Annotated in this window: 13 protein-coding genes and 3 pseudogenes; 10 read left to right on the plus strand and 6 right to left on the minus strand. The window is 67.8% G+C overall.

The window, feature by feature from the left end:
• Nucleotides 1–159 precede the first annotated feature (159 nt).
• The 4 genes and pseudogenes from ACWIGU_RS44015 to ACWIGU_RS44030 form a co-directional block, all read right to left on the minus strand.
• Nucleotides 160–927, minus strand: a complete 768-nt coding sequence (locus ACWIGU_RS44015) for a transposase (RefSeq protein WP_454407550.1) — start codon at nt 925–927, stop codon at nt 160–162.
• Nucleotides 928–970: 43 nt separating this feature from the next.
• Entirely contained in the window at nt 971–1519 is a 549-nt protein-coding gene (locus tag ACWIGU_RS44020) for a phosphotransferase (RefSeq protein WP_454407551.1), read from the minus strand.
• Nucleotides 1404–2034 (minus strand): annotated as a pseudogene (locus ACWIGU_RS44025) (IS5 family transposase); the annotation flags it as partial. The gene ACWIGU_RS44020 and the pseudogene ACWIGU_RS44025, both read right to left, overlap by 116 nt.
• 124 nt (nt 2035–2158) lie before the next feature.
• Nucleotides 2159–2797, minus strand: coding sequence for a CGNR zinc finger domain-containing protein (locus ACWIGU_RS44030; protein ID WP_454407552.1), 639 nt, complete (start codon nt 2795–2797; stop codon nt 2159–2161).
• A 761-nt stretch (nt 2798–3558) separates the two neighbouring features.
• Here ACWIGU_RS44030 and ACWIGU_RS44035 point away from each other — a divergent pair.
• Both ACWIGU_RS44035 and ACWIGU_RS44040 read left to right on the plus strand, forming a co-directional pair.
• A pseudogene (locus ACWIGU_RS44035) lies at nt 3559–4412 on the plus strand (alpha/beta fold hydrolase).
• A 446-nt stretch (nt 4413–4858) separates the two neighbouring features.
• Nucleotides 4859–6283 carry a dihydrolipoyl dehydrogenase family protein gene (locus ACWIGU_RS44040; RefSeq protein ID WP_454407554.1) on the plus strand — a complete coding sequence of 475 codons (1425 nt, stop codon included), beginning with the start codon at nt 4859–4861 and terminating at the stop codon, nt 6281–6283.
• Nucleotides 6284–6298: 15 nt separating this feature from the next.
• Here the strand turns inward: ACWIGU_RS44040 and ACWIGU_RS44045 are convergent.
• A pseudogene (locus ACWIGU_RS44045) lies at nt 6299–6575 on the minus strand (transposase); the annotation flags it as partial.
• Between ACWIGU_RS44045 and ACWIGU_RS44050 the strand changes: the two are divergent.
• Both ACWIGU_RS44050 and ACWIGU_RS44055 read left to right on the plus strand, forming a co-directional pair.
• Nucleotides 6543–6863 (plus strand): hypothetical protein, encoded by a 321-nt coding sequence (locus tag ACWIGU_RS44050; RefSeq protein WP_454407555.1) that lies wholly within the window; start codon nt 6543–6545, stop codon nt 6861–6863. The pseudogene ACWIGU_RS44045 and the gene ACWIGU_RS44050 overlap by 33 nt on opposite strands.
• 334 nt (nt 6864–7197) lie before the next feature.
• Complete coding sequence (locus tag ACWIGU_RS44055) at nt 7198–7329, plus strand: hypothetical protein (protein ID WP_454407556.1); 132 nt, start codon at nt 7198–7200, stop codon at nt 7327–7329.
• Nucleotides 7330–7640: 311 nt separating this feature from the next.
• Here ACWIGU_RS44055 and ku read toward each other — a convergent pair whose 3' ends face one another.
• Nucleotides 7641–8390, minus strand: a complete 750-nt coding sequence (gene ku / locus ACWIGU_RS44060) for a non-homologous end joining protein Ku (RefSeq protein ID WP_454407557.1) — start codon at nt 8388–8390, stop codon at nt 7641–7643.
• A 197-nt stretch (nt 8391–8587) separates the two neighbouring features.
• Here ku and ACWIGU_RS44065 point away from each other — a divergent pair, with 197 nt between their 5' ends.
• From ACWIGU_RS44065 to ACWIGU_RS44090, 6 genes are all read left to right on the plus strand, one after another.
• Nucleotides 8588–8779, plus strand: a complete 192-nt coding sequence (locus tag ACWIGU_RS44065) for a DUF6381 family protein (protein ID WP_454407559.1) — start codon at nt 8588–8590, stop codon at nt 8777–8779.
• Nucleotides 8780–9279: 500 nt separating this feature from the next.
• The gene (locus ACWIGU_RS44070) at nt 9280–9837 is read left to right on the plus strand and encodes a hemerythrin domain-containing protein (RefSeq protein ID WP_454407560.1); all 558 of its coding nucleotides are present in this window, start codon (nt 9280–9282) and stop codon (nt 9835–9837) included.
• 207 nt (nt 9838–10044) lie between these two features.
• Nucleotides 10045–10371, plus strand: a complete 327-nt coding sequence (locus tag ACWIGU_RS44075) for a plasmid stabilization protein (RefSeq protein WP_454407561.1) — start codon at nt 10045–10047, stop codon at nt 10369–10371.
• A gap of 57 nt (nt 10372–10428) precedes the next feature.
• Nucleotides 10429–10575 carry a hypothetical protein gene (locus tag ACWIGU_RS44080; protein WP_454407562.1) on the plus strand — a complete coding sequence of 49 codons (147 nt, stop codon included), beginning with the start codon at nt 10429–10431 and terminating at the stop codon, nt 10573–10575.
• A gap of 97 nt (nt 10576–10672) precedes the next feature.
• Nucleotides 10673–10768: a hypothetical protein gene (locus ACWIGU_RS44085; protein WP_454407588.1), complete on the plus strand. Its 96-nt coding sequence runs from the start codon at nt 10673–10675 to the stop codon at nt 10766–10768.
• Nucleotides 10769–10911: 143 nt separating this feature from the next.
• Nucleotides 10912–12390 (plus strand): aminotransferase class I/II-fold pyridoxal phosphate-dependent enzyme, encoded by a 1479-nt coding sequence (locus ACWIGU_RS44090; RefSeq protein WP_454407563.1) that lies wholly within the window; start codon nt 10912–10914, stop codon nt 12388–12390.
• Nucleotides 12391–12453: the final 63 nt, after the last annotated feature.

Raw genomic sequence — 12453 nt, forward strand, 5'->3', positions numbered from 1 at the left:
ACATGTTCAGACGAAGGCCGCCTTCATGTCCGGCAGATACCAAACCGAGTGATCAAGTTCGACGGACCATTCGACGCCGCACGTTAAAGATCAAGCTAAGGCTTGTCCCGCAATGATCATCGAGTCGAGTCAGGTGGGCGACTGCTGAGATCCGCTCGCTCAACCGGCGAGGTTGAGGTTGTGCAGACGTGCGATGCCGAGCATGGCGTGGTAGGCCCCGTCACCCTTGAGGCGGCAGTCGCGGAGGATCTTCCAGGTCTTCATGTGGGCGAAGGTATGCTCCACGCGGGCGCGGACCTGTTTGTGGGAACGGTTGTGAGCCTGCTTCCACTCGGGCAACTCCTCACCTGGGGTGCGGCGGTGGGGCATGACGAGCCCGGTGCCCGGATAGCCGCCGTCGGCAATCGTCACCGTTCTCCCGACCGCGGCCTTGGCGCCAGATTGCTCCCACGCCTTGCAGTCGTTGCGATTACCCGGTACAGGCCGGCCGATCACGACGACCCTGCGGGTGTCGGCGTCGATGACGACCTGGTCGTTCGTGGAGTAGCGATAGTTCTTCGACTGCTCAGCTACCGCGTGGTCACGGGTGGGCACGAGGGTGCCATCCACGATCAGCACGGTGCCCTTCGCGAACCGCTGCCTCGGCTGGAGCGCGAGCTGGGGCCCGAGATGGTCGATGATCCGGTCGGCGGCGGACTTCGAGACGCCGAAGAGCGGAGCGAGTTGACACAGCGTCAAGTTCGTGCGCCAGTAGGCCGCGACCAGCAGCACTCGGTCTTCCAGCGGCAGGCTCCGGGGCCGTCCGCGACGCGGCTTGTCCGGGACCTTGCGCCGCACGAGGGTGATCAACTTGCCGAAGCAGCTCGGGCTCAGCCCGGTGGACGGGGCTATCCAGGACGGCACCGACGCCGTGATCACACCAGCCACGCCAAGATCATCTCACCCGTGGTCTACGGGCCGGAGATGGTTGTCACTTATGCCCAGTGTCCACAAGTGCCTGACTCTCTGAGCGGATCCAGCACTGCTCGGCCAACATCTCAGCCGCGTCACCGCGGTCGAGAAAGGTCGCCCATGGCTCGGTGCCTTGTCTGCCGAGGCGTTCGATGCGCGCGGCCTCGCGGGACTGGAGGGCATCCAGCGCCTCGATCACAGCTACCGGCTGTTCGCCGTAGGCAGCACAGAGCGCATGAAGGCGGTCCCGCAGGGTACTGGAGCCAGTGACCGATGCTCGCCGCTGCTGTTCCACGGGCCGCAGTGGGACGGCGTACCAGGCGAGTTGAGCCAGGTCGTCAATGGCATGCCCAGGTGCTGCGAAGTCCCAGTCGATGAAGCCGATGCACTGGCCACCGTCCCAGATCGAGTTCCACGGTCCGAGATCTCCGTGTCGGATCACCATGCCCGGCTGCTCGGATTCCGCGTCGCCGGAGGTGATTGCGGATCGCGCGGGATGAATACGCGCGGTCCGCCAGGACGGCATCGGGTCGGGTTCTGGGTCGTCCGGGTCCGCTTTGCAGAACACGGATGCCTGCCATGACGGTCTCGCAGGCCAGGGCGTCGCCCGCCTGGCCTGCGGTGACACGAGGGGCCAGGGGCGGTGCACGGCTGTCGCTGGCGAGGTGGACTTTCGTGCTCAGCCCGCCGCGGGAGCGTGCGAGGGCGTGGTCGTCAGGTTCGGCGCGGCCTGGCGCCCTTTTTCCTGGCGCCGGCAGCGTGCTGGTGAGCCCGGCAGACGGTGGAATCCACCGAGACGGTCCAGCCGATGTCGGCATCAGCGTCGGCTGCCGCTAGAACTGCGACGAGGATGCGTTCCCTGGTGCCGTCCACGGCCCACCTGATCAGGCGTTTGTGGGCGGTCTGGAACGAGGCGAGCTCGTCCGGCAGGTCACGCCAGGGAGAGCAGGTGCGGTACTTCCACGCGATGGCTTCCAAGGTTCGGTGGTGATCGGCCCACCGCCGACGGCGGACCGGATCGGCCGGCATCAGCGGCTCAATCCGGTCCCACTTCGAATCAGTGATCACTAATCGGACGGACACATCCGATCAACTGACCAACCGATCAAAGAGACACGCTCTAGCTGTGCTGATCCATGGCCAACGATCAGGCGGCCGACGCGCCGCCGCCAACCATGCACCAGTTCGCCGGGAAGTGATTCCCAGATCAACCGCTCGGAGTGTCCCGGCTCTTCTGGACCCGGTTACGGTGCGCGGTCTGCTTTGCACGGTTGCCGCAGATCGCCATGCTGCACCATCTGCGGACGCGCCCTCTGGTGTGGTCGACGAACATGAGCGTGCATGCCGCGCCTTCGCAGGTTTTGACGTCCGAGAGGTCCTCCTCGCTGAGGAGCCTGGCCAGTGCTTCGCCGATGGGCAGCAGCAGCGAGTCCGGTGAGCGCCAGTGGCGCGTCATCCGCAACTCGGGCCGGGAGTTGTTCCCCTGTTCCGCGATAACAAGCTGGAGGAACTTCTCGTCGCGCGCGAGCAGGCGGTTCAGCGGCTCCAGCTCTGTCAGTCTTTCCGCTTGCAGGGGCCTGCCTTTGTGTTCGCGGACGCCTTTGCGGAACTCCTCGCGCAGGCTTCGCACCTGAGCGGCGACGAGGTCGAGCTCGCCGGGCATGGCTTGCTCCCGCATTGATGCGAGTGTGCTGGGTGACACCATTTTGGCCTGTTCCAGCCAGGCCAACAGGCCGTCACCGTCCTCGATCCAGTCGACCTGTGTGTCGTCAGGTGCAGCAATCGAGTTGAGGAAGTCCAGGGCGAGCGTGTCGGCGAGGAACAGAGCGGGAGCGTGCTGGACCATCCTGGCTGTCCCTTCCCGTGGGTGGGCACGTGTTGTCAGCGTTCGTACGCGACAGCAACCTCCTTGAGCCTCTTTAACAAGTTACCCCCTTTCGTAACCTGATTATTGAGTTCAGGGCGATTACTTTTTGATGTCGGTCAACTGGCCGGGCGGGGCGTCTCGGAAGGAGCGGGAATGTCTGGGAGCGACGTCCGTGTGGTGCCGGCGCTCGGAGCCCGGGCTGCCGGGTCGAGCTGGAACAAGGTGATCGCCGGGCTGGTGCCCGGAGGAGTGAGCACGGTTGCCGCGCCACTGTCGCCGACCTCATGGGCGGACGGCGTCGCCGCGCTCGCGCCGGAGCTGTCACAGCCTGCCACCACCCAGCAGCTCCTGACGGGCGCGGCCGTCAGCGTCCCGGTGGGGCCTCCGGCCCGGGAGGACCGGGCGCGCGCGTGCCTCGTGGCCGAGGAGGACCGCGTGATCCACGCGGAGACCCAGCGGTCCATCACTAGGCGGACGAAGGTCCGAATGCGCTCCGTGGCCGTCGGCCACCCGCCCATGCGCACGGCGCCGGAAGCGGTCGTCGACAGCGTGAGGGCAAGGCGTGTGCGAGGTCGCGTGGGTGCCGGAGCCGGCGGAAGTCCGGCCTGGAAGTGCCCGGAAGCACGCAGGGCGAATAACCCTCTAAAGACAATTTGAACAGTTACACGTCGAGTTGATCCAAAAGGCTGCGACGGCTACTGACGCTTCGTCGGACGCCTCGGAAAAGAAGAGTGAAGGTCATGGTTGACATTGCCTACCGCACGGCCGACGTGGACGGCCTGACAGTGTTCTACCGGGAAGCCGGCGCTGCGGATGCACCGACGTTGCTCCTGCTGCACGGCTTCCCGTCGTCGAGTCACATGTTCCGCGAGCTGATCCCCCTGCTCGCCGACCAATTCCACGTCGTCGCTCCTGACCTGCCCGGTTTCGGCCGGTCGGACATGCCCGCGCGAGACGACTTCGACTACACCTTCGAACACATCACCGACGTCATCGACCGTCTGACGGAGGTACTGGGCCTCGATCGCTTCGCGCTGTACGTGTTCGACTACGGCGCGCCGGTCGGATTCCGGATCGCCACCCGCCACCCCGAGCGGATCAGCGCGATCGTCTCGCAGAACGGCAACGCGTACGAGGACGGGCTGAGTGAGGCCTGGAATCCGGTGCAGGCGTACTGGAAGGAGCCCTCGGCAGCCAACCGGGAGGCGATCCGGATGCTCGTACAGCCGGAGACGACAATCTGGCAGTACCAGCACGGCGTTCCCGACGAGACGCGCGTCAGCCCGGACGGCTACGGCCTGGACAACCACTACCTCGCACGCGAGGGCGCGCACGAGATCCAGCTCGACCTGTTCCTCGACTACGCGAGCAACGTTGCTCTGTACCCCACGTTCAGGAGTACTTCCGGACGAGCAAACCGCGACTGCTCGCGGTGTGGGGCAGGAACGATCCGTTCTTTCTGCCGGCCGGGGCCGAAGCCTTCAGCCGCGACATCCCCGAGGCCGAGGTTCGTTTCCTCGACACCGGTCATTTCGCCCTGGAAACCCATGCCGAGGAGATCGCGGCGGCGCTTCGCGAGTTCCTCGCCGGCTAGGCAGCGCGCCGCACAGCATGCGGATCGCGCGTGGCGAGGGTCGCATCGACACTCCGGCCGTGCAGTCGGCACCCGGTCAAGGTCCCGCACACCGGCGATCCCGACAGGGCTGCCCACTCGATTTCAGCGAAGGGGGAAGACGATGGCGAATGCGATCGCCGCCCTCACGAAGGCGTTCTCCGACGGCGTCCAGGTCAACAGTGACCTGTCGGCCCGGTCATGACGGGGCGCCGCCGCGCATCTCGAGTACTGGGCGCCCAGGCACGGCATGAGCGTCGAGGAAGCGATCGACAACTTCCCGCAGAAGGCGGCGAGATCAAGTCCGTCCGACCAGCCGGCGCGGTGCCACGTCGGCCCGCCCGAGTACGTAGGCCCGCAGACCGCGCCGGGACCGCCGGTTCGATCACGGCAGAGTCCACAGAGAGATATTGACCGAGAGGGAAAACATGACGACCGAAATGTACGACGTCATCGTCGTTGGGGCCGGACCCGTCGGGCAGAACGTCGCGGAAAGAGCGCGTGCCGCCGGATTGAGTGTGGCCGTGGTGGAGCGAGAGCTGGTCGGCGGTGAATGCTCCTACTGGGCTTGCGTTCCGAGCAAGGCTCTGTTGCGGCCGGTGATCTCGATCGCCGACGCCCGTCGAGTGGACGGTGCGCGGGCGGCGGTGACAGGGCGGATCAGCGCGGATGACGTCTTCGCACGCCGCAACCGCTACGTCAGCGACTACGACGACAGCGGTCAGGCCGACTGGATCGGGAGCATCGGCGCGGACCTGGTGCGCGGAATCGGTCGGCTCGACGGGGATCGCCGTGTGACGGTCAGCAGTTCGGACGGCGAAAGACTCCTCACCGCGCGCCACGCGGTCGCCCTGTGTACCGGCAGCAACGCCGTGCTCCCCGATCTGCCCGGTATGGCCGAGGCCAGGCCGTGGACAAACCGGACCGCCACCGACTCGGTCACCGTGCCGGACCGGCTCGTCGTCGTCGGCGGAGGCGGGGTCGGCGTGGAGATGGCCACCGCATGGCAGGGGCTCGGCTCCACGGTCACACTGCTGGCACGCGGGCCACTGCTGCGTCGTATGGAGCCTTTCGCCGGGGAGATGGTAGCCGAAGGCCTGAAGGAAGCGGGCGTTGACGTTCGTATCGGCGTCTCTGTCACCGAGCTGCGCCGCCCCGATCCTTCCGGACCGGTCGGCATCTTGCTGGACGACGGCACCCAACTGGAGGCCGATGAGATCCTGTTCGCCACCGGGCGCTCGCCACGTACTGAGGACCTCGGTCTGGAGACGGTTGGCCTGTCCCCTGGGTCCTGGCTGGACGTCGACGACACCTGCACGGTGCGAGGCGTCGACGGGGACTGGCTGTACGCGGTCGGCGACATCAACCGCCATGCCCTGCTCACCCACCAGGGGAAGTACCAGGCCCGGATCGTCGGCGACACGATCGGCGCCCGCGCGGCCGGGCAGCCGCTGGACACCGAGCCCTGGGGTGCGCATGCGGTCACTGCCGACCACCACGCCGTACCGCAGGTCTTCTTCTGCGATCCCGAGGCCGCCGCCGTCGGCATCTCCTCCGCCCAGGCCGAACAAACGGGCTACCGAGTACGGGTCGTAGACGTCCGGTTCAACGAGGCCCAGGGCGCGAACCTGTACGCCGACGGGTACCAGGGCCGCGCACGCATGGTCGTCGACCTGGACCGGGAGACGCTGCTGGGCGTCACCTTCGTCGGCCCCGGCGTCAGCGAGCTGCTGCACTCCGCCACCGTCGCGGTGGCTGGGGAAGTTCCTGTCCCCCGGCTCTGGCACGCTGTGTCCTGCTTCCCGACCATCAGCGAAGTCTGGTTCTTCCTGCTCAAGGCCTATCGCAGCTGACGAAGGCCCGGATGAGGTGCCGGGTCGTGCTCGGGCGACCGGGCTTGGCCCGCTTTTGGGCCGCGTCGAGCTGTCCGGACGTGGGAGGAGTCGATCACCCGCCCGCGACCAGTCCCGTTTGCTCGCCGCTCGCCGCTCGCCGTTTCGTCAGCAGCACGACCTGCAGCTGGTCCCAGACGCCCGCCTCGTTCCACGCGGCCGGGCGCCGCCAGCGGGTCATGCCGGAGCCGAATCCCAACTCCTGGGGCAGGTACTCCCATTGGACGCCGGTGTGCAGCACGAACGGGATCCCGCAAACGCCTGCCGGCCCGCCGCAAGCTTCGGGCCCGGCATCGAGTTCGAGCGGGTGCGGACCGCTCTCGCGGAGGCCGAAGAGGTACTGAACCACCGGGTGATCGGCCTGGAACAGTATCTGGAAGCCCTGGACGAGCAGGACGCGTGCGTCGATATGGAGTCCGACGGCGCGCTCCAGCGTTCGGACGGCCCTTCAGGGACGGGATCACCCGCTGGGATTTCGCTGCTGCGCCGCCCACGGCTGGGTCTGGAGAGAAGCCGTCTTGACGCGGGCATGATGCTGTAGCCGCACCAGCCGTTTTGGTCTTCGACGGAACGGACGGCACCCCCTGGCGCAAAAACGGACTGCCGCCGGTTGTAGCCGACCGCCTTGAGGCTCTCGGCACCAACCGGCCAGCGGGCTTGACGCGCCCGGCCTTGGCCTTCACCAGGCAGACGTTGCACAGCGGGCTGGCGGGGCGGCCGTACGCGGCGGGCCCGTATTTCTGAGTCGTGTTCTCGCACCGCGGGCCCGCGCAGGGGCCGGTGAAGGAGGCCGGGCACGTGGGCGGCTCGTACGTGACCTCCTCGAGGGCCGGGGCAGTCATGTGGTCGTCCTGATCGACTAGTTGAACGAAGAAATGATACGGCGCCCAGGCTCTGCTCTGCGCTGCTGTGGCGGGATCGCTGTCACCGTCCGGCCGTCGCTGTTCGTCCCCATCGGCGTCGCGGCGACCGTCTTTGCGGCGGCCGCGCTCGCGCTGAAGCTCTGACCGTACGGACCGCTGAGGCGCAGGCCGGGGCACTTCGGGCGGGCTGCTCAGGCCGGAGCATCGGGGACACCGCCCGTACGATGATCCACGACCCGCCGTGCTCTTGGCTCCGGCCCCCAGGCCGCGCGCACCATCCGCCCCCGGCAGGCCGACCTGATCGACACCCTGCCAGGCATCCGCCTCCCCGACCTTGCCGAGCTCCGCGCCCGGGGCGTAGTCGCAGGCCCCACACAGACAGCGCCGGCCCCGCGGCGAATCCTCGGAGCCGGCGGCCGTGCCGAGCGGTACCGCTGAGCCGTCCCGCCGGCCACTCAGCCGCCCTGGTGCGCGCGTGCGGCTCGCACCGACTCCTCCAGCGCGGCCAAGTCCACCGCTGGCACCGGCTCGGGCGGCGCGGCCAGCTGGCCGCCGGACACCTTCGCCTCGACCAGCTCCTCAAGCGCCTGACGGTACTCGTCCCGCAGCTGACCGACCTCGACACCCGTGCATTCACGCATCAGTATCTCGGCAAGCTCCAGCTCCCCCTCGGTGACCGGCGCGGACGGGGCCAGATCCCCCGGATCACGCAGCTCGTCCTGCCACAGCAGCGTCTGGAGGATGAGGATGCCGTGGCGGGGCCGCAGCAGTGCGATCCGTTCCCGGGAGCGGACGGCGACCTTGCACACGCCGACCTGCCCGGTGCGCGCGAGCGCCTCGACGAGCAGCGCGTACGGCCGCTCGGGACCGACGTAGTACGGCCTGCTGAACGAGATCGGGTCGATGTCCTGCCACGGCAGGAAACCGAGCACCTCCACGACGTGCCTGCTCGCCAGCGGCAGACGCGCCAGATCCTCATCCGTCAGCGGCACCAACCGCCCGTCCGGCAGCTCCCAGCCGCGCCCGACCTCCTCATACGGGATCTCACGGCCCTCGGCCTCACAAAACCGCCGGTGCTGCACCCTGCCGCTGTCCGCGGCATGCACCTCCCGCAACCGCACCCGGTGCTCCTCGATCGCCGAGAACAGCTTCACCGGCAGCACGACCAGCCCGAACTGGATCACGCCCGACCACAGGGCCCTCATGCCTTCAAGCGTCCATCGCCACCGCTCCCGATGCACCTCGGGCAAGCCGATCACTGCGACCTGATCTGGCCGCCATCTGAGAGGGCTAGCTATCCCAACTGCGTAGATATCAGCGGGTGATTGATCGAAATGCAGGGGGTGACGAGGCCTGTTTCGCTGATGTGGCCCGCTCTTCCCCCGTCACCCAAGGAGTGATCATGAGCGCTGCAGGCGAGTCCGGTCGTCGTGATGCCCAGCAGATGCGTGCCCGGGCTGCGGACCTGGAACAGGCTGCGGAACGTGCCACTGACCCGCAGGAGCGTCAGCGTCTGAAGGACGAGGCCCGCCAGCTCAAGGAACAGAGCGAGCACGCAGGCGGCACGGGCAAGCCGGACATCGACCCGATGTAGTCCCGGCACTTCCCAGGACAGACACCGGCCGGGGGCCGACCTCCGTGGCTCTCCGGGCACGCGAGAGGCCCCCGGCCGGTCACTGCTGTCCCCGCTCAAGAACAACGTCTCCGCCGCCACTGGCAACCGATCCCCGCGCTCCCGGGTTGTACGGGGCGTCAGCGGTGGGCGGCGCGGTTCATCTCGACGACGTCGTCCAGCGTGGGGTTAGCCGGAGTGCGGCCAAGCGCGCCATCATGCTGTCTCGGCAAGGAGCAGCTGATTGGCGGGGGCCGTCTGCACGAGCCTGCTGGCTCCTGCGCCGGCGCCTCCGGCCGTCTGCACGCTGCCGAGACGCGTGCTCCTCCGGCGTGTGCTTCCCACTTGCGCGTCTGGGCCCGGCGCCACCACCTCCGGCACGTGGGCCAGGTGCGCCACAGGGGCGTTATGCCCTCACGGGTTAGGGAAACCGTGAGGGGGACAGCCGGACGTGCCGGCTGCGTAGCGAGAGGCGGCGCGCCATGGGGCATGGCGGTGATGTGATCGCGGAACTGACCACCGACCACCGTGAGATCAAAGACCTCTTCAAGCAGTTCTCGGACACGCTCCCCGGGAGCGAGGACCGCAAGCGCCTGGTGGATGTGTTGACGATCGAGGTGGTTCGGCACTTCGTCGCCGAGGAGGAGTACCTCTATCCGGCCGTGCGCAAGCATCTGGAGGAGGGCGACGCCCTGGCGGACAAGGAGCTCGCCGAGCACGCCCGCGTGGAGCAGCTCCTCGCCGACCTCCAGCAGCGCGAACCCGGCGATCTCGACTTCGACCGGCTGATGGTGAAGCTGCACACCGAGGTGACCGCCCACGTGGACGACGAGGAGAACCACCTCTTCCCCCGGCTACGCAACGGTGTTCATTCCTATGTCCTTGAGGAGCTGGGCAACAAGGTGCGGCAGGCGAAGAAGACTGCGCCCACCCGCCCGCACCCCGGCGCCCCGAGCACCCCGCCGGTTAACAAGCTGCTGGCCCCGGGGCTGGGGATGGTGGACCGGGTGCGCGATTACGTCTCCGGCCGCGGCCAGTAGCCGCCGTCGTCGTTTCCTCGCAGTCACGATGAAGGGAATCAAAGGGTGGAGCCGGTGGTGCAGCTGTCCGGGTCGCCGGTCGGCGAATCCTTCGAACCGCCCGACGGCTGACGTCAGCCGACGCCGTTGACTGGCGGCGGCGACCGTTCGGACGTGCACTGGTAGGGCCCTGATAGATCCCGAAAAGTGTGAAAGGGATGAGGAGCTGTGCCTGCAGGATCGAGCAAGAAGCGGGAACGACAGTACGAGCACATCAAGGAACAGGCCAAGGAACGTGGCACTTCGGAGAAGCGGGCCAAGGAAATCGCCGCCCGCACCGTCAACAAGGAGCGTGCGCGCAGCGGGGAGGCCGAAACCGCCAGCAAGTCCTCCATCCGCGACCCGAAATCCGCTTCCCAGCGCGGCGGGGAACGCTCCCACAGCGGGCCCGGCGGCCCGACCAAGGACCAGCTGTACGAAGAGGCGAAGAAGAAGAACGTCGAGGGCCGCTCGACCATGAACAAGCAGGAACTGCGCGAGGCCCTCGGACGCTGACTCTTAGCCACTCTTCCGGCAGGCGGCACGCTGGGCCAGGAGGATGACCCGGTCACCGTGCAACGTACCTTCGCCACCGCCCGGTCCACCGAGTTCGACCTCCTGGCCGGGGCCCCGGCTCCGGCCCCGGATGCCTACGGGGGAGTGACGCCAAGGCCGACGATGGCGCCCGCGACCACCGGCGTGGACCCCGCCTGCCGCTGATGCTCACCGAGGCATAGCGCCACGGCAAGGCCATCGGGGTCTGGGGGAAGGCGCGAGTGCTCTGGAGGCAGTTGGCTTGCGCAAGGATTCCGCAGGGGTGGTCGTCGGTGAGGCCGCGTCCGCCGTAGTGCAGGCCGTGACAGAACTTCTCGGTGGACACCGCGCCTGGGAGCGCTTTACCCCTGCTCTCTGACAGGTGCGACCAGTCATGGGACGAGAACGCGCGCTCGCTCGGCGCCCCGAACCGTGCGGGGGCCTTGTCCCGGAGCCTCTGCCCGTCTCCGTGGCAGCTCACCCGAAGTGTTTTCGCCCTCCCGCACCGGAAAGCCGCACACCATGGACCATTCGACAGCTCCAGTGCTCGAAGCGCTGACGGCGTACCAGGCGCAGGAGCAACTGCCTTTCACTCCTCCTGGCCACAAGCAGGGCCGGGGAGCCGACCCGAGGGTCCGGGCCGTTCTGGGGGACGCTCTGTTCAGTGCGGATGTGCTGGCGGTGTCCGGTCTGGACGACCGGAGCATGTCCCGGGAAATCCTGCAGCGGGCAGAAGAGCTGATGGCTGACGCCGTGGGCGCCGAACATACGTTCTTCACCACGTGTGGCAGTTCACTGTCGGTGAAGGCCGCCATGCTCTCCGCCGCCGGGCCGCACGAGAAGCTCCTGGTCGGACGAGACGCACATAAATCGATCATCTCTGGCTTGATCCTTGCGGGTATCCGCCCCGTGTGGATCGATCCCCAGTGGGACCCCGATCTCCACCTTGCCCACCCACCGGCCCCCGAGGCTTTCCGCACGGCGCTCGAAGAACACCCGGACGCCCGTGGGGCGCTGCTCACCAGCCCCACGCCCTACGGCACCTGCGCGGACATCGCAGCCATCGCGACGCTGTGCCACGAGCGGAGCGTGCCGTTGATCGTGGACGAAGCATGGGGGGCCCACCTGCCCTTTCACCCCGAGTTGCCCACGTGGGCCATGGACGCCGGCGCCGACGTCTGCGTCACGTCGGTCCACAAAATGGGTTCCGGGCTCGAACAGGGCTCGGTCTTCCACCTGCAAGGTGACCTGATCACCGCGCAGACCCTCGCCTCACGCGCCGACCTGCTGGGCACCACCAGCCCGTCGGTGCTCATCTACGCAGCCCTGGACGGATGGCGCCGCCAGATGGTCGAGCACGGCCATCAGCTCCTGGACGAGGCACTCTCCAGGGCCCGCCGTGTACGAGCGGCCATCGAGGACATCGGGGGCCTGCACGTCAACGACCGTGACGATTTCTGCGGCGAGGCACGAGCCTTCGACATGGACCCCCTGCAGATCTTCATCGACTTGAGCGAGATCAAGTTCAGCGGTTACGACGCTGCCGACTGGATGCGCCGACACCACCGCATCAACCTGCACACCTCCGACCACCGGCGAATCAACGCCCAGGTCACCCACGCCGACGACGAGGTGACGACGGCACGCCTCCTCGACGGCCTGCGCGACCTTGTCGCCCACGCCCACGAGCTGCCGCCTGCTCCGGACGTCCGCATCCCGGACCCGGGCGACCTGCGTCTTCGACAGGTCACGCTTCCGCGTGACGCCTTCTTCGGCGAGGTCGAGCAGGTGCCCGCAGACCGAGCGGTCGGCAGGATCTGCGCCGAGATGCTCACGCCCTACCCGCCGGGGATCCCAGCGGCCCTCCCCGGTGAACTGCTCGACCAAGCCGTGGTGGATTACCTGCGGACCGGGGCCCGTGCAGGAATGCTCATTCCCGATGCCGCCGACAGCGACATCGACACCATCCGCGTGTCCGTGCACGACGCGGACGCCGACTGATCGGACGCCTGCCGGCCAGGCGCCCGTACGCTCCATCGCCGTCTGCGGAGCGTTGCCTGCTGG

This window comes from Streptomyces sp. NPDC055400, assembly GCF_053644375.1.

Bases quoted from the DNA above. Each gene is read 5' to 3' on its own strand.
- ACWIGU_RS44030 (WP_454407552.1), bottom strand. From the start codon at position 2,797: ATGGTCCAGCACGCTCCCGCTCTGTTCCTCGCCGACACGCTCGCCCTG.
- ACWIGU_RS44040 (WP_454407554.1), top strand. From the start codon at position 4,859: ATGACGACCGAAATGTACGACGTCATCGTCGTTGGGGCCGGACCCGTC.
- ACWIGU_RS44055 (WP_454407556.1), top strand. From the start codon at position 7,198: ATGATACGGCGCCCAGGCTCTGCTCTGCGCTGCTGTGGCGGGATCGCT.
- ku (WP_454407557.1), bottom strand. From the start codon at position 8,390: ATGAGGGCCCTGTGGTCGGGCGTGATCCAGTTCGGGCTGGTCGTGCTG.
- ACWIGU_RS44065 (WP_454407559.1), top strand. From the start codon at position 8,588: ATGAGCGCTGCAGGCGAGTCCGGTCGTCGTGATGCCCAGCAGATGCGT.
- ACWIGU_RS44070 (WP_454407560.1), top strand. From the start codon at position 9,280: ATGGGGCATGGCGGTGATGTGATCGCGGAACTGACCACCGACCACCGT.
- ACWIGU_RS44090 (WP_454407563.1), top strand. From the start codon at position 10,912: ATGGACCATTCGACAGCTCCAGTGCTCGAAGCGCTGACGGCGTACCAG.